15 protein-coding genes and 2 pseudogenes are annotated in these 16,388 nt (G+C 58.1%); 2 read left to right on the forward strand and 15 right to left on the reverse strand.

All coding sequences use genetic code 11. The features are described 5' to 3' along the window. Positions 1-9: 9 nt before the first annotated feature. The 10 genes and pseudogenes from F8N43_RS08880 to F8N43_RS08920 form a co-directional block, all read right to left on the reverse strand. Positions 10-498 carry a DUF3237 domain-containing protein gene (locus F8N43_RS08880; RefSeq protein ID WP_150639506.1) on the reverse strand — a complete coding sequence of 163 codons (489 nt, stop codon included), beginning with the start codon at positions 496-498 and terminating at the stop codon, positions 10-12. A 48-nt stretch (positions 499-546) separates the two neighbouring features. Then, on the reverse strand, positions 547-1,650 hold the full coding sequence (locus tag F8N43_RS08885) for a polyamine ABC transporter substrate-binding protein (protein ID WP_150653633.1): 1,104 nt from the start codon (positions 1,648-1,650) through the stop codon (positions 547-549). Between the two features lie 39 nt (positions 1,651-1,689). Then, a complete protein-coding gene (locus tag F8N43_RS08890; RefSeq protein WP_150632621.1) occupies positions 1,690-3,027 on the reverse strand; it encodes an alginate export family protein in 1,338 nt (445 codons plus the stop codon). 118 nt (positions 3,028-3,145) lie between these two features. Then, positions 3,146-4,408, reverse strand: a complete 1,263-nt coding sequence (locus F8N43_RS08895) for a serine hydrolase domain-containing protein (RefSeq protein ID WP_150653634.1) — start codon at positions 4,406-4,408, stop codon at positions 3,146-3,148. A gap of 92 nt (positions 4,409-4,500) precedes the next feature. After that, the gene (locus tag F8N43_RS08900) at positions 4,501-4,626 is read right to left on the reverse strand and encodes a hypothetical protein (protein WP_412072592.1); all 126 of its coding nucleotides are present in this window, start codon (positions 4,624-4,626) and stop codon (positions 4,501-4,503) included. A 182-nt stretch (positions 4,627-4,808) separates the two neighbouring features. Continuing rightward, positions 4,809-4,964 (reverse strand): annotated as a pseudogene (locus F8N43_RS08905) (histone deacetylase family protein); the annotation flags it as partial. Positions 4,965-5,015: 51 nt separating this feature from the next. Then, a pseudogene (locus F8N43_RS29505) lies at positions 5,016-5,087 on the reverse strand (aldehyde dehydrogenase family protein); the annotation flags it as partial. 36 nt (positions 5,088-5,123) lie between these two features. Continuing rightward, positions 5,124-6,491, reverse strand: coding sequence for a glutamine synthetase family protein (locus F8N43_RS08910; RefSeq protein ID WP_150653635.1), 1,368 nt, complete (start codon positions 6,489-6,491; stop codon positions 5,124-5,126). 70 nt (positions 6,492-6,561) lie between these two features. Beyond that, positions 6,562-7,962 (reverse strand): aspartate aminotransferase family protein, encoded by a 1,401-nt coding sequence (locus tag F8N43_RS08915; RefSeq protein ID WP_150653636.1) that lies wholly within the window; start codon positions 7,960-7,962, stop codon positions 6,562-6,564. A 300-nt stretch (positions 7,963-8,262) separates the two neighbouring features. After that, a complete protein-coding gene (locus F8N43_RS08920; RefSeq protein ID WP_150639510.1) occupies positions 8,263-9,048 on the reverse strand; it encodes an SDR family NAD(P)-dependent oxidoreductase in 786 nt (261 codons plus the stop codon). Positions 9,049-9,145: 97 nt separating this feature from the next. Here F8N43_RS08920 and F8N43_RS08925 point away from each other — a divergent pair, with 97 nt between their 5' ends. Further along, positions 9,146-10,051, forward strand: a complete 906-nt coding sequence (locus F8N43_RS08925; protein ID WP_150632626.1) for a LysR family transcriptional regulator — start codon at positions 9,146-9,148, stop codon at positions 10,049-10,051. A 27-nt stretch (positions 10,052-10,078) separates the two neighbouring features. Next, a complete protein-coding gene (locus F8N43_RS08930; RefSeq protein WP_150639511.1) occupies positions 10,079-10,333 on the forward strand; it encodes a hypothetical protein in 255 nt (84 codons plus the stop codon). Between the two features lie 45 nt (positions 10,334-10,378). Here the strand turns inward: F8N43_RS08930 and feaR are convergent, their stop codons facing one another. From feaR to F8N43_RS08955, 5 genes are all read right to left on the reverse strand, one after another. Then, the gene (feaR, locus tag F8N43_RS08935; protein WP_150639512.1) at positions 10,379-11,341 is read right to left on the reverse strand and encodes a transcriptional regulator FeaR; all 963 of its coding nucleotides are present in this window, start codon (positions 11,339-11,341) and stop codon (positions 10,379-10,381) included. A gap of 117 nt (positions 11,342-11,458) precedes the next feature. Next, positions 11,459-12,946: an aldehyde dehydrogenase family protein gene (locus tag F8N43_RS08940; RefSeq protein WP_150653637.1), complete on the reverse strand. Its 1,488-nt coding sequence runs from the start codon at positions 12,944-12,946 to the stop codon at positions 11,459-11,461. Between the two features lie 21 nt (positions 12,947-12,967). After that, positions 12,968-13,843 carry a transporter gene (locus tag F8N43_RS08945; RefSeq protein WP_150639514.1) on the reverse strand — a complete coding sequence of 292 codons (876 nt, stop codon included), beginning with the start codon at positions 13,841-13,843 and terminating at the stop codon, positions 12,968-12,970. 69 nt (positions 13,844-13,912) lie between these two features. Next, positions 13,913-15,514, reverse strand: coding sequence for a GMC family oxidoreductase (locus F8N43_RS08950; protein ID WP_150653638.1), 1,602 nt, complete (start codon positions 15,512-15,514; stop codon positions 13,913-13,915). A 147-nt stretch (positions 15,515-15,661) separates the two neighbouring features. Further along, positions 15,662-16,285, reverse strand: a complete 624-nt coding sequence (locus F8N43_RS08955) for an NIPSNAP family protein (protein WP_150653639.1) — start codon at positions 16,283-16,285, stop codon at positions 15,662-15,664. Between the last annotated feature and the right edge of the window lie 103 nt (positions 16,286-16,388).

Below are 16,388 nucleotides of genomic sequence, written 5' to 3' on the forward strand. Positions count from 1 at the left end.
TCTCGGGCATCAATAGAAGCGGTAGCAGTGAATCACTACCTGACTTGCGTTGGGGTAATGCACATGGCCGATAAAGCTTGCACGGGTGAGCCAGTCCAGGCGCCCCTTAGGCACTTGAAACACCGGCGTGCAGGTGCAGTGGTACTCCGTTTCGGGAATCGGCCACTGGCCTTGTCGCTCCAGCTGGCGACCGTATTCGGTCATGTTCAGCAAGCCGATGTTACGGATGTTGATCAACTCCCCCTGGTCGGTACGCAAGCTGTAGCGTGCGTCCAGTTGACCGACGCCGTCAGGGCGCAGCAGGAAAAAATCCTCGCCCCCGGCCAGCACCTGACCTTTGAAGTCCAGCCCTTCGAAATCCCCCCCGAGAATTGGGTAGTTGCAACGCGTTCCATCTACGCTCTCCCCCAACAACAGCCCAGGGCCGATATCGACGCGCAGGGCCAGCACCCGATACAAGCTGGGGGCGGCGCCCCTCAACTCCAATGGTTCAGCCATGGCAAACACTCCTGTGTGGCCCGGCACAAAAGCACCGGGCCACGATGATCAGCGATTGGTCTTGATGCTGGTCCAGGTGCGAGTGCGGATCCGCTCCATGGCTGGCGGCATGGGCTGTAAAGCGAACAGGGTTTTGCGCGCTTCGTCCGGCACATACATGTTGGGGTTATTACGGATGTCCGCATTCACCAGCGCGGTGGCATCCTTGTTCGGGTTGGGGTATCCGATCTTGTTGCTGATCCGGGCGATCACATCCGGGCGCAGGATGTAATTGATGAACTCGTGGGCCTCCTTGGTGTGGGGGGCGTTAACCGGCACCATCATCACGTCCGACCACATCGGCGCGCCTTCCTTGGGTAACGCCATTTCCACCCTCACACCCTTGCCCGCAGCATCGGCCAGCTGTTTGGCCAGCGCCACGCCGCCCGACCAGCCAACGGCGACGCAAATGTCACCGTTGGCCAGGTCCATGCCGTAGCGCGACGAGTTGAAGTAGGTGACGTAAGGGCGAATCTTCATCATCGCCGCCTGAGCCTGCGGGTAGTCCTCGCGTTTCTGGCTGTTGGGATCGAGGCCCTTGTAGTGCAAAGCGATGGGCAAGATCTCGTTGGCTGCATCGAGGAAACCGACGCCACAACTGGCCAGCTTGCTGAGGTTCTCTTCCTTGAAGATCATGTCCCAGGTGTTCATCTGCACACTGGCACCCAGAATCTGCTGGACCTTGTCGACGTTGTAGCCGATCAGCGTGGTGCCCCACAGGTAGGGCGCAGCGTAGCGATTGCCCGTGTCACCCACCGCCTCCAGGGATTTCATGAACTCCGGGGCCAGATGCTGCCAGTTCGGCAGTTGGCTACGGTCCAGAGGCTGGACAGCACCCGCCGCGATCAAGTGACTCAGGTTGGCGCTACCGGGGTAGACCACATCATAGCCAGAGTTGCCGGTTAGCAGCTTGGACTCCAGCGTCTCGACGCTGTCGAACACGTCATAGATCGGACGGATCCCGGTTTCCTCCTGAAAGCTCTTGAGGATCTCCGGTGGCAAGTATTCGATCCAGTTATAGATGCGCACCGTGCGCTCTTCAGCCTGAGACATTCCTACCGTCAACAACGACAGAGCGACACACAACAGGGCATTGCGTACTTTCTTGTTCATGGTCAAACACTCCTAAGCGGCCGCGGCGGCTCGCGACACTTAATAGCGGTAGGTGAAGTACAGTTCCAGCGCACTGAATTTTTTATCATCGCCGAATACCTGCTTGGCAGCGGCGAGGGGCTTGACCCAGTTGTAGGACAGCGACGTATAAAAAGATGGAGTCGGAGTCCAGTCGAGGAAAACGACGCTCTCATCGGCAAAGCGCCGATCACTGACCGGTGCGCCCATGTAATTTTTTTCGTCCAGCCAAAACTGATAGTGAATCGCACCGAGGGTCAGCGTTGGGTTCAGGTGAGTTTTAAGTGAGAACTGCTGAACGTTTTCGTTGCTGTTGAACAACAAGTAGTTACCAACAACATCCCCCACCAGCCAGGTGCTCCAGTCGACGAAGCCTTTGCTCAGAGGGTCCCAGGCTTTCTGGCGATTATCGGTGAGGTTGTCATCGCCGGAAAAACTGGCGTAGCGATAGCCGATGACCGGCGTCAGGGGCAAGCTATTGAACGCGTAATCGGCCTGACCATACCAAGCCTTGGCATCGTAATCGACGCCCTCGCCGCTGCCTTTCTCCAGCGCGTATTCGGCGTTGAGCGTCAAGGCGGATACGCCCGGCACCTTGGCGTTGAGTGCCCTGACGTTGTACACCTGCATCCCGTCCCTGAATCGAGGGGCCGTGCTGCCCTTGGGGCCCAGCGCATTGACCTTCATCGCCATGGCGCCCAGCGTCACCTGGTCGTCGAGGTTGTAATCCAGGTTGGCGCCCGTCATGCGGAAGTCACCCAGATCGTCGTCGGTTCGCAAGCTAAAAGCCTGGGCCTTCAACGCGCCATGATCCCAGGCCAGGATCGCCGAATCCTTGAAGGCGGTTCTTGGGCCAAGCCAATAGGCGCCGTCATCGAGTTGGTCAAGGTTGCCGTCCATGACGATGAAGCCTGTACCGATCATGTAGTTCTGGCGCCCGGCAGTCAGCGTCCATTCCCCGGCGCGGAAACCGCCGTAGAGTTCTTCAGCGGCCACATCACCATCAGAGCTGCGCGTAAAGCCACCGGCATCGCCATCGCCAAAGGTGGTCGCCGCCACCAGCGAGCCACCGGCCAGCAGGCTGAAGTCAGGCTGCAGCGAATAGTCCAGCTTGATGCCTGGCTTGACGTAGAACTCCTGCCAGTCGATTTTCGTGCCGCCATTTTTGCCGCCGCGCATATCGACGCGGCCACTGCCAAAGTTGACGTTTCGAGTGGAAAGGGTCGCCCCCCCGGCGCTGAGATTGAACTCACCTTTGAGGTTGCCGTCCTCGAAGCTGTAGCCAGCCAACGCAACGTGGGTCGTTAGGGGTAAGCCGAACGCTAAGAGCGCTCGAGAGAAACGCGTCATCGAAACCATATGAAGCTCCTGTGTGATTATTGTTGTTACAGGGCAGTGAAATGGCGGCGCAGTACGCCGCCAACACCTGGCCGAGCCAGGTGAATAGGACGCAAACTTCTTGTATTTATGGGGCGTTTCAGTCGCTAAGGTGCGCAGCAATGGCACGCAGCATGCGCACACTGTCAGCATCGAATTGGCTGACGGCGTCGGTCAGCGATGACTGCTTGACGATCACCACACCGGACGGTTTGTCGACAAACAGGTATTGGCCATGAATACCACCGGCCATAATCGCCTGGCTGTGATCGTTGAAGGCGTACCACTGGCTGCGGTAGGAAGCGCCGGGGGTCCAGCTGGAGAAGTCGGGCTCTTTGGCATAGATCGCTGGGTCGGCACCGGCGAAGAGACGTGCGACCGTCTCGGTCGACAACAATTGCACTCCACCCTGGCGACCATCGTTGGCCAGCAGGCGGCCAAAACGCGCCATGTCACGCAAAGTGGCGCTGAAACCGGCCCCGGCGACACTGCGCCCCCACGGGTCGGCCATAAAGTAGCCGTCACGCTCACACCCCAATTGGCTCCAGATTTCTTGCAGTAACTGATCACAGGCCTTGCCCGAGGCGCGCTCCATGACCCAGGCCAAGGCTTCGGTAGTGGCGGTCACGTAATGGAAAAAGCCACCGTGGGTGCCGCGTTTTTTTAGCGACGGCAGGTATTGGTACAACGACTCGAACTGGGTGTATTGCGCAGGTGCAGGCTGAAAACCGCAGGCATAGCCGTATTGCGAACTCTCCGAGTTGGGGTCGTCATAAACTTCGCTGTACTCAATGCCCACAGCCATGTCGAACAGCTGGCGTACGGTGGCATCACCAAACGCGCTGCCCACCAACTCAGGCACGTAATACGCTGCAGGCAACGTTGGGTTGAGTGAACCGTCACAGACCAGTTGCTCACCGAGGGTGCCGATCAGTGACTTGGTCACCGAGAACATGATGTGCCGGTCTCGGGGCCGCTGACCGTTGAAGTAGCGCTCGAACAGCACAGTGTCGCCCTGCATCACCAAAAAGGCATCGGTCTGGCTGGCCACCAGGTGATCGATAACGCTGATTCCCAGACCACACTCACTGTCGAAGTGCAGCTCATCCAACGCTTGTGGAAATTCTTGCAACGTACTGACCGGTCCGGAACCTGCCTGCACATCAATGGAGGGACGCAGGCGCGCCAGATTACGGAAACCCCACTGGCTAAACGGCGGGCGCATCCAATTGTTCCAGGTGACGCGGCGTTGCGGCTCTGCCGGGAAGCCCTGCATAAGCAAAGGCGCCTGGCGCGCGTCGAATGACGATCCATTAGTCTCGATGTAAAGACTGGCCAGTGAAGGCACGGTGTTCTGACTCATCGGGTTGACCCTGAAAATGACTCTGCGTGCGAGCAGATGCAGGGAAATAATTACCCGATATTATTTTTTAGTCAATAAAACATTTTGCTTGGTTAACTTTTCGCCGCGCTCAGCGCCAACACTGCTCCACCCAGCGCCACACCCAATGCGTTGCCGAGATTGAAGGCACCGATGTTCACCGCCGAGGCCAGATCAGGCGCGTCCTTGGCCGCTTCCATGACGCGCATCTATAGCGACGCGCCCCCCCATAAATGCGTGCCGCAGCAACCAATTCCTGACTGAACCTCATCGACAATAAACAAGCCCACAACCTTAAGCACCACTTTGGTGGTACTGGGCAAAAGTCCCCGGACAGCTCACGATCATCCGCGATACGACCCGGGGTAATCCGTTTCTTACGTCAAGCGGTCATGCCGACGAAGAATCGCCAGGCATTTTCATCCAGCGTGGCGATGTCATAGCCACCCTCCTGAACCACCACACATGGAATCCCCAGTGCCTTAATCCGCTGTCCCAGTAAACGGAAGCCCTCATGGCTGACAGAAACTTTGAGTTGAAAAATCCGCCCGCATGGCAGTATTTCGGCAAAGATAATTCCGGTAGGGGCCGCGACCTTGCAGACGATCTGGTTCAGCGGCCAGTTCCACGGCGTGATCAGGGCGCAGACGCCGATAGCTTCAGCGGTCCATTGCAAGGCATGTTGACGAGCCAACACTCATGCGTGAGTGAGGTACCAGCGCCAGTCCTGCTCTCCGACTTCAGCATTGAATTGACGGAACTCGCGCCACTTGATCGCCAAAAATACCTTTAGGAATTCAGCGCCCAGCGCCTCACGTGCCCACGTTGAATGTTGCAATGCCTGCAACGCTGTCAGCCAGTCGGTAGGTAGAAATTCGGTAGCCTGCTCATAGCCATTACCCTCAATCGCCGCGCCAGGATCGCTTTGATGAGTGATGCCATGGTGAATGCCCGCAAGTAATGCGGCAGCGGCAAGATACGGGTTGGCATCGGCTCCGCAAATGCGGTGTTCGATGTGCCGACTTATCGCGGGGCCGCCGGGCACGCGGAACGACACCGTACGATTGTTGACGCCCCAACTTTTGGCCAGCGGCGCGTAGCTACCGGTCTGGAACCGGCGATATGAATTGGCATGGGGGCAAAATATCGCCAGCGAGTCAAACAAGGTCTCCATCATCCCGCCAATTGAGTGACGCAACAGTGGCGTACCCTGTGGGTCTTCGCTCGCATAGAGGTTGTTACCCTCCTCGTCGGCCAGACTGACGTGCAAATGCATGCCACTACCGGCCTGGTCGCTGAACGGCTTGGCCATGAAGCACGCTTGCAGTCCATGTTTGTTGGCCACCCCTTTGACCAAGCGTTTGTAACGTACGCCTTCATCAATGGCCTGGAGTGCGTCGAAACGATGCTCCAGCGTCAGCTCGACCTGGCCAGGCGCGTACTCGGAAATGGCCGTGCGTACTGGCAGCCCCTGTAGCGCACAAGCAGCGTAGAGGTCATCAAGAAACGGTTGAAGCTGCTCCAGTTCGTATACGCCATAAACCTGCGGAGCAGCAGGGCGTACCCCATTGGTTTGCAACGCCGGCTGCGGCCGACCGTTAACATCGCGTTGCCGGTCCAGCAGGTAAAACTCCAACTCAACGGCCATTACCGGATGGAATCCATCGGCTTGAAGCCGCTCGATGGTATGCACCAGTACGTGGCGCGGGTCGGCCGGTGCGGCGGGAACACCTTGGGTCGGGTGCATGCTCACCTGCACTTGGCCTGTTGGGTTAGTGCGCCAGGGTTGCAAGGTCAGGCTTCCCGGCAAGGGGTAGGTCCAGCAATCAGCGTCAGCGACATCCCAGACCAGGCCTGTGTCGTCTACGTCTTCCCCCTGTACAGTCAAGGCAAGAATGGAACTTGGCAGCGGCCGACCATTTTCGTAGATCGCCAGCAGTTCATCGCGATGCAGCAGTTTGCCCCGTGGAACACCATTGGCGTCGATAAGGAACAACTCGATGCTCCGCACTTCAGGGTGGGCGGCCAGATAATCTACGGCCTCTTTTTTATCAGCAAATTGCATGTCAAACCTCTTAGCGCTCATTCAAGCGACTTGGCAGTATTTGAGAAAAGTGGGGGCGTCAAACGTCCACTCATGAAGGGATGACCCGAGCGCCAGGTAGGGCAAGCAGCGTGGTCAGCGCGCTATCCAGTTCACCGATCAGCCTGTCGACATCCGCATCACTTGTCTGTGGACAGCACAGGGTCATGTTGTGAAAAGGCGTGATCAGGATTCCGCGATTGATCAGATACAGGTGCAGCGCCATTTGAAGGCTGTCATGAAAAGCCGCCTCGGCTTGCGCACCCGTTCTGGGCGGGGAGGCACAGAATTGAAACTCACAACGAGCCCCCAACTCGGTGACAGACCAGTTCAGTCGGTGCCGCTTGAACAACCCTCGAAATCCCTGGGCCAGTCTTGAGGCCAGGGGCAGCATGTGTTGGTAGGCAGACGCTGTCATGACCTCTTCGAGGCTGACTCGCATGCAACGCATCGCCAGTGCATTGGCGGACAGCGTCGTTCCCATGCCGCTGTGGCCATGCCCGCCACTCTCTTCGCTGATGGTCTTCTGAGCGGCTTTCATTGCCAAGGCAACTTGCTCGGTCACGCCAAACACAGCGCAAGGCACGCCCCCTGCGATGGGTTTACCCACCACAAAAAAGTCGGGTTTCAAATCCCATTGGCGAGTGCATCCACCGATGCCGGTAGAAATAGTGTGGGTCTCATCAATGACCAACAGGCTGCCATATTTAAGGGTCAATTCGCGGCACTTTTGCATGAATCCCGGATCGGGCAGGACCATGCCTATGTTTGTCATCGCCGGCTCGCACATCAGCGCGCACACATCGCCCTGGGCTAAAGCAGCCTCCAGCGCGCCGACATCGTTGAAGGGGATGGATCGACTGTATTGGGTCAAGTCGTAGGCTTGGCCCACAAGACCTGCACGGTGCACCGTTTTGCCGTCGCGGTAGCGCACCATCACGTCATCCACGGTGCCGTGATAGCAGCCGTCGAACACCAGCAAAACGTTGCGTTTGGTGATAGCGCGCGCCCAGCGCAGAACGTAACGATTGGCGTCAGTCGCATTGGCGGTCACCTGCCAATAAGGCAGCTCAAAGCGCTGAGCCAGCAACTCTGCGCAGACCACCGCGTCTTCGCCAGGCAGCATCGTTGTCAGGCCATTATTGGCCTGCTCTGCGATGGCGCGGGCGATAGGATCAGGTGAATGGCCAAACATAGTGCCTGTGTCGCCCAGGCAAAAGTCTATGTAGTCATGACCGTCAACATCGGTGAAGCGTGCCCCTTTGGCACGCTGGACGAAGAGCGGAGAAGGCATCGACCAATCGCTCATCCAGTGCATGGGAACACCGTTGAACAGATTCGCCTTGGCACGCTTGGCCAACGCCATTGACGTTGGGTTGCTTTCTATAAAACGGGCACGCTCGGAGGCGGTAAACGCAGCAATCGCTGGTTCACTAATTCCACTTTTCGACATGATCAAAACCCTATGTTAATTATCAAATTAATTAAAAGCCGTTGCCGTTCAGATAGGAAAACAACCCATCGCTGCATTCATTCTCCTATCAGTTCCTAAATGACCGGTGAATACCGTACAGTGAACTTACAAGTTCTGTGATATATCGCGATTTAATATATCGCGGTGATAGCCGCCGCCCCACCCAGGATCATTCGTTGATCGCGCTGGAGAGTATTCAAACTTAATAGCCGGCTTGAGTAGATCAAATGCTCGGTTTTACTTTCGGCCAAAAGAGAATAAACCGTCCGTGTCCTGATCTCAGGCTTGAGGGGCTTTGTTCTCGACCAGACAGTTCCCGCCATCCACCACGATGACTTCACCGGTGATGTAACTGGATTCAGGAGACGCCAGAAATGCAACCGCCGCCGCCACTTCGCGAGGACTGCCTGCCCGCCCTATTGGGGTGAAGCGCCCCGCCTCTGCTTCAACGGGGGAGGATGACCCCGTCGTGATCCAGCCGGGAGCAACGCTGTTTACAGTGATCCCCTGCTTGGCTACTTCAAGTGCAAGCCCCATGCTCATGCCAACCATTGCGGCCTTAGCGGCGCTATAAGCGGCTTCGCCCGGATTGCTGCACCTGGTGCCCGTGGTGGAACTGATATTGACAATACGCCCGTAATTTCGCGCCCTCATACCGGGCAAAACGGCCCGAGTTAGAAGAAAAGCTGTCGTTAAGTTTCTTGCCAGTGACAGATTCCATTCATGCAGTTCCATCGCTGCCAACTCCGAGAAAATCTCGGGGCTTCCTTGCATGGCCATTCCCGCATTATTCACCAGAATATCGACCCGCCCCCAGACTGACTCTGCCCATAGGCTGAATTCACGCACCTGACTTTCATCCGTGAGGTCAATTGGCCGACCTTCAACTTCAAACCCTTCGAGGCGTAGCTCTTTAACCCGATCCGCGATGCGGTTGCTGCTGGCGGTGACGATCAATTTCGCCCCAGATGCACCTAGCCTGCGAGCGATCGCCATACCAATACCTGCTTCACTTCCGGCACCACTGACAAGTGCCACATGCCCTCTAAAATCGGTATTAAACATGGTGCTCCCCCCGTACTGAATTTGTAATAGGAGTGGAAATTAGGCTAATAAATCTGATAAATAAAGACGATCATTATCAGAAAATTTGACAACCATAATGGCGTTTACCAGCGAGTCACTTAAAGTTTTCCTCTCGGTCGTGGACAGCGGCTCCTTTTCCGCCGCCGCACGAAAATTAGGCCGGGTTCCCTCCGCTATCAACATGGCGGTGTCACAGCTTGAAGCAGAGCTGGATCTCTTGCTTTTTGACCGATCAACCCGCAAAGCCATTCCTACAGCAGCCGCCAAAGCACTTGAGCCCCAAGCAAGACAGGTCGCGAGCCAGTTAAACCTGCTGGACGCGCATGCCCTCCAGCTTCATCAGGGGTTGGAGGGGCGCTTGATCCTTGCGATGGCGCCGGAGCTGCAAACAGGCGTATGGAATCGCCCGCTGTCAATTATCGCCAGAGAGTTTCCTACGCTTGAAATCGAGATTCGCTCCGCGTCCCATCCGGAGGCGATGCGCATGCTCCATGAAGGGCGTGTGCAATTGGCACTTGGATTTGAACGACCAGGGCTTGACGAGCGGGAGACGTTTCTTGAAGCGGGGAGCCAATTGTTAGTAGCAGTTGCCTCTCCAGATCATCCGGCGGCCGCCGGCAAGAAAAGCCCCTTAGGTGAAGAGCAACTGGTCAACGTTCGGCAGATCATCGTTGCTACTGGAGGACCTACAGACTCTGACCCACGTGTTGTGCTGTCGCGGCGGATTTGGCTCAGCGACAGTTATCTGGCAACGCTGGATCTGGTGCAGCAAGGATTGGGCTGGGCTTATCTTCCACAACCGCTGGTACAACCTCTAATCACTTCGGGCGTATTGACGGAGGTGGTGTTTGACAACATGCCGAGTCAGATGCGGTTATGGGTCGATATCATCTGGGTGAAGAACCGACCTCTGGGGCTGGGAGCGAGTCGTTACCTGAGTCTGATGCGCGAAATTGTCGAGGGCGAGCCTCGTCGTGTTTGATGAGTCAAAAATTACGGGCCATTCTTAGTGGCCGCCAACTGCTTCCTCTGGCGTGAGCCGAAGCCTGGCGTTCTACGAGAGAAGGCACTCGATGAATCCGGCACGCCGTTCCTCGCTGGCGGCTTGCTCGATGGTTACCTGGAGCTCGCCGCTTACTTCGAGCAGCTCGGTATCTCGACAGGTGAGTTTGATTTGGCTAACCCAACGATCGCGAAGGCGTTTTTACACACTCTGGGCCACAAGCAGCCGGCCGCCGCGTATGGGGCGGTTGTACGGGTATGAAGTCCTAGCAAAAAGGACGTCCGTTATACCCTGGACCTGGAAGCCTCATACCGTTCCGATAGACGCCGTCACATCACGTTGACCGGTTTCATCCAATGCCTTCCTTTGCCGGTACTCACGCGGGGAACAGGCATGCAGGCTCCTGAACACCCGTGAAAAATGCGCGGCATCCTGATACCCCCAGGCGAATGCAATGTCGGTGATCGAACGGTGCGCCAGCGCCGGCTCCAGCAAAGACAACGCCGCCTGCTCCAGGCGCTTGCGTTGAATGTAGCGGCACACCGATTCGTTGTCGCTTTCGAACAACCGGTACAACTGCCGTACCGACATGCGCATCTGTTCGGCAATACTTGCCGGGCTCAATTGCGCGCTGCCCAGTTGCTCGCGAATCAAGCGCTCTGCCTGCAGGCGCAGGGAGTCCACCGGCACGTTACGCAGGTCGTATTGCATCATCGGTTGCAGCAGCGAGATCAGTGCGTTCTCAAGCGCCCCGCCCTCTTCGGCATTGGCCCAGTGGTCCAGCTCGCCGGAAGCGACCTGGCGAACCATGGTGCGCAGCAATTGGCCGCTCATACCCACGGTCGACAGCTTGCCGTAACGACAAGCCTGACCGCGCAGGGCATCAAGTTTATGCCGAGGAAGGTGGATCGACACATGTCTAAACAGTCCGCGAGGCAGCATCTCGATTGCCCGTGCCGAATCCAGCAATGCCAGTTCGCCTTCCTGCAGTTGCAAGGTATGGCTTTCCAGGAGAATTTCCATAGCCCCCTGCTGTTGCAGCACCAGAAAGCAAAAGCGATCGTCGGCGCGATCCGTGCTGCCTTTGCGGCGGCTGATGGAGCCGGCGTTGCTACGGATATGGGCGACCTCCGTGCCACCCAAGTTACGCCGCTCGATTTCGCCGATGAACAAGGACTGGCTATGGGCATAACGCGTGGCGAACCGACCGCAGACCTCCTCGACGTTGAGGTTCCAGTGGTGTAGGTCGGTAGCTGCGTGCTCAATCATGAGGCCATCCTGCGGTGCGGCGTGTATATTTAATGCACCTTTCACGTGATTTAGGAGATTTATTCCCGTTTCAATACGCTATGCATACAACGCGCCAAAACAGGGATGGCCGATCGTTCAATAACGAATCATCACCGATTTCAACTCAGTGTAATCCTCGATAAATGCACTGCCGAACTCTCGTCCGACACCCGACGCCTTGCTTCCGCCGAAAGGTACCGAAGGGTCGAGGAAGGTGTGCATATTGACCCATACCGTGCCCGCCTCGATCTGCGGAATCAGGCGCAACGCCTTGCTCAAGTCGTTGGTCCAGAGACTCGCCGTGAGACCATAAGGCGAGTCGTTCATCCACTCCACCAATTGCTGCTCATCATCAAACGGCAGCACACAGACAATCGGGCCAAACGTCTCTTCGTGCAGCAACGGATCGTCCGCGCCATTGGCCATGACCACCGTCGGTTCGACGAAGTATCCTGCACGCTCCACAGCACGGCCGCCGCATACCACGTGGTTGCTCGCATGAGCACGCCGGAAGAAGCCGATAATTTTTTCAAAGTGAACACTGTTGGCTAGCGGTCCAAACTGCGTTTCGGCGTCCAGCGCGTTACCGATGCGCAATTGCCCCAGCGCCTTGCCCAGTTTCTCGGTCAACTCGGCGACCAGCGAGCGGTGCACGTACAAGCGCTCCGGCGCCGCGCACACTTGCCCCTGATGGACAAAGGCCGTCTGCACAATGCCCGCCACCGCACCATCGACGTTGGCATCGGCAAGAAACGCCGCGGCGTTCTTGCCACCCAGTTCCAGCGTTGCGCGGGTCAGGTTGGCTGCCATCGCCGCCCTGCCCACCGCCAGGCCGGTCGGCACTGAACCAGTAAAGGCGACTTTGCGCACCAGGGGATGTTCGATCAACTGCTGGCCAATCGAGCCGCGACCGTTGAGCACGTTGAACACACCCGCAGGAATGCCCGCTTCGATAGCCAGCTCCGCGATACGCAGCAGGGTCAGGGGCGTGAATTCGCTGGGTTTGATCACGACGGTGCAGCCTGTGACCAGTGCCGAGGCGATCTTCCAGATGCCGATCATTACAGAAAAATTCCACGGGACAATACCGGCTACGACCCCCACCGGCTCACGACGAGTAAACGCGGTGTACTGCTCGCCGGCAAAGGACGGTAGTGACGGCGTCATTGTCTCGCCCGTGATCTTGGTCGCCCAGCCGGCAAAATAACGCAGGAACACTACGCTTTGAGCGATCTCCAGACCGCGCGCCAGGTTGATTGACTTGCCCGAGCACACAGTTTCAAGCTGCGCGAGTTCGTCACCGTTGGCTTCGATAAGGTCGGCCAGTTTGTTCAATAGCACGCCTTTGACATAGGGCAAAGTCTGCGCCCAGCTGCCCTTGAAGGCTTTAGCGGCGCCCGCGACGGCACTCTCGACCTCGGCTGCCGACGCCTCATGGACGCTGGCCACCGTTAGCGCGGTAGATGGGTCCACCACCGCGAAGGCGGGTGTCAGTGAGTCGACCTGGTATTGGCCGTCGATGAAATGCCCATGCTCGCGAGCGAGAAATGCCTGCACTGCAGGCAGCAATTGAATGTCGGTCATGATGCCGTTTCCTTGAAAGGTTTAGAGAGGCAGAGCGATGTTCAGCCAGAGCTTGTCGCCCTCGGGGCGGTTCTGCACATCGAACTCGTGCTGCACCCGAACGGCGACGTTGATGCCGTTCTTCGCCGTGTAGGCCACCTGCGGACCCAGTGCGAAGGCGCGGCCCTTGAAGTCGCCCAACACCGCGCCGTCACCGCTGTCACCCGTGAGCTGCTTGTAGGCGTAGCCGCCGACACCGAAGGCCCATTGGCCGACATGCTTGGCCGCAACGAAATCGGCATGCAGTTCGTTACCTGAACGATAATCGGTGGCGTGGTTCTCGAAGTTGTAATCGAACATGGTCTTCATCGAGAACTCGTAGCCGGCAGGGTTCAGATAGGTGAAGTCCACCAGTGGCTCGATCGTCATATAGTTGCGTCCGAGGTTGGCCAGATCGTTCTTGTCGTAGTTGCCGGTAGGCAGGTACAGGTCCACCCCGGTAATGACGTGCCAATTACCAAAATGCCAACCGAGTGCGATCGGGTCGAAGATCAAATCGCCGATACCGCCCTGCCGCTGACGCGCGCCGTTGAGGTTCTTGACGTTGACATCGGCGTACACCAGGAACGCGTGCATGGCCCAGTCGCCGCCGAGGATTTTCTTATCGGTGACATGGATCAGCCGCGCGATGCTGGCGAAAGTGGCGACCTCGAAATCATCGAACACCGGCGACTTGTTCTTGAACGAGTCGGCGCTGTAGAACATGTTGTAATTGACCAGGTAGGTTCCCGCCGGCGGCATGTAGCCGGTAAGGAAGCCCTCGCTACCGTTGGCGTACGCGCCACCCCCGCCTTCAGTGCCCCAGGCCAGGTTCGACAGGGCTAGCCCCAACCCTATTACAGCCAGTTTCTTGTACATGCGAATACCTTTTTGCAGACGACAGGAGGCCGTCCCGCCGCCCATCGGCGGGATCGTTACGAAGGACGGTCAAGGGTTGAGGATGAAGTGGGCTCCGCGCTCACCGATCATGATCGACGGCGCATTGGTGTTGCCGCTCGGTACCTGCGGGCAGATCGAGCAATCGACCACACGCAGGCGTTCAACGCCATGAACGCGCAATTGCAGGTCGGTTACTGAGGTGGCTGGATCGGTTCCGATGCGGCAGGTGCCGGCAGGGTGATAGACAGTCTTGATGTTTTGGCGCATCCATTTCTCGATGGCCGCGGTGTCATCCCAGCGCACGTTATTCGGTTCGATTACCTCTTTCACCAGCTTGGCGAGCGCTGGCTGCTGGAGCATCTTGAGGCCCAATTGCACGGCACGGATCTGGCCGGCCACGTCATGCGGGTCGGCCATGAAATTGGCATCGATGCGGATCGGCGCTTGTGGATCGCGGCTGCTGAGCAGCACCTGTCCACGGGATTTGGGTTGCAAGTGGCCGACTTTGATGGTCAAGCCGTGTGCGCCCGCAGCGGCCTTTTCACCTGGAGTGTTGTCAAAGTTATCGAGCACCGGCAGGAAGTGCAGCTGGATATCCGGACGACCGCCTTCACAGGTGTCGACAAAGGCGCCGCCCTCGAGGATGTTCGAGGTCATCAGCCCGGTGCGCGTTGTCAGCCACTGCGCGACGTGCTTGAGCGCCCTGAGCCCCTTGTCTTCTCCGAAAAAGCTGTTGTCGCCATGGATAGTGGCATTCACCGACATGTGCAAGTGATCGTGAAAATTCTTGCCGACCGGAGCGTCAACCAGGCACTCGATGCCCATAACCTCCAGGTGCTCCCGGGGGCCGACGCCCGATAGCATCAGCACTTTCGGGCTGCCGATGGTTCCAGCACTGACCACCACTTCGCGGCGGGCAGTGGCGCGCACTGTCCTGCCGTCGGTGCCGCTGTATTCCACACCCACAGCCACACCTTGGTCGATGAGCACCTTGTGCACCAAGGCATCGGTAACCACGGTGAGATGGCCGTCACCTTTTACCGCCTTGAGGTAAGTACGCGCGGTGCTGGCACGCGCGCCATTGCGGGTGGTGGTCTGGTAGAAACCTATACCGTCCTGGCGGGCTCCGTTGAAATCGTTTACATAGGGTACGCCAAGCTCCTGGCCGGCGCGCACGAAGGCCATGGTCAGCGGGTGACGGTAGCGGTTTTCGCTGACAGGCAGCGGCCCGTCCTGGCCGTGGTACTGGTCGCCAAGGCTTTCGTTAGCCTCGGCCTTCTTGAAGAACGGCAGCACGTCGTCATAGGACCAGCCAACGCAACCCCACTGATTGGCCCAGTCGTCGTAGTCCTGGTGCTGGCCATGAATGTAGATCATGCCATTGACCGAGCTGCCACCGCCGAGCACTTTGCCTTGGGCGATAATCATCTCGCGGTTGTTGCAGTGCACCTGGGGCACTGTCATGTACGGCCAGGACTTCTGCTGGAAGACCTTGACCACTGTCGCCGGCATGCTGTGGAAAGGGCTGTTGTCCTTGGTCCCGGCTTCCAGCAACAGGACTTTGCCGGCCTTGGCCTGGATCAGCCGCGCCGCCACCACGCAGCCAGCAGAGCCGGCCCCCACCACGATATAGTCGAATGCTTCGCTCATTTCAGGCTCCCGGTCGGTATGGTTCGCAGGGTAGCCCGCGCTACATGGGCGCGGGCCTTGATGCCTTCAATTAAAGCGCGTGGCAGCCCGCGATACTTGCCTGGCGCTGACAAGAACTTGGACAATCTCGCCAGCCCGAGAAACGGTTTAATGCAGAGGTGAAAACGCCGCCGGAAGGTACACCGTCGAATGCATATCGCGCAGCTGTGGCGCGGAGTTCTCCGGAGGCCAGACGCCGTCGCGCACCGCTCGGGTGCGCACGTCCAGGCGCTGTTCGAGCGAGTCGTAAGGCCAGATATGCAGGTATCGCGGCAGCTGACCGTCGGTGGCGTAGAAGGCTGCATAGACCGGGGAGTAGTGCGCGCCGGTTCGCGGCCCTACCGCTTTTTCCCAGCCCTTGAGCGTGGGCGCCAGGCCCGACGGCACGAGGTCGTATACGCGAAGTTCGTAGAACGGCCCGTGGGGCCCGGCAGGCAGCGGCTGGATAAAGGGAAACAAGGTGTAGTTTTCCACGCGCATGTCCGTCAGATACGCCTCGATGCCAAACGCGTCGCCACACAATAGATAACGTTCGCGCTCAGCCTGGCGAGCCGCCTCATCGGCAAAACCACGCAACACCGCGATCTGATTCAGCGGGCCGATTTCCGACGCCCAGCAGCCGATCAGTTTCACGGCGGCGTCATCGACGGCCAGGCGCTGCTCCAGACAATCAATGGCAGTGGCGACAGTGCGCACCCGCACGGTGAACGTGATCAATTCGTACAGCTTCATGACAACCTCGATTCAGGACCCGACAAATGCGTGGATGACCTGCATCCACCACGAAAAAACCGACGCCGCCATAACGGCGCGCCGGTTGTGCAACCAGGTCGTG

The organism is Pseudomonas fluorescens, assembly GCF_902498065.1.
GTDB classification, from domain to species: domain Bacteria; phylum Pseudomonadota; class Gammaproteobacteria; order Pseudomonadales; family Pseudomonadaceae; genus Aquipseudomonas; species Aquipseudomonas fluorescens_BJ.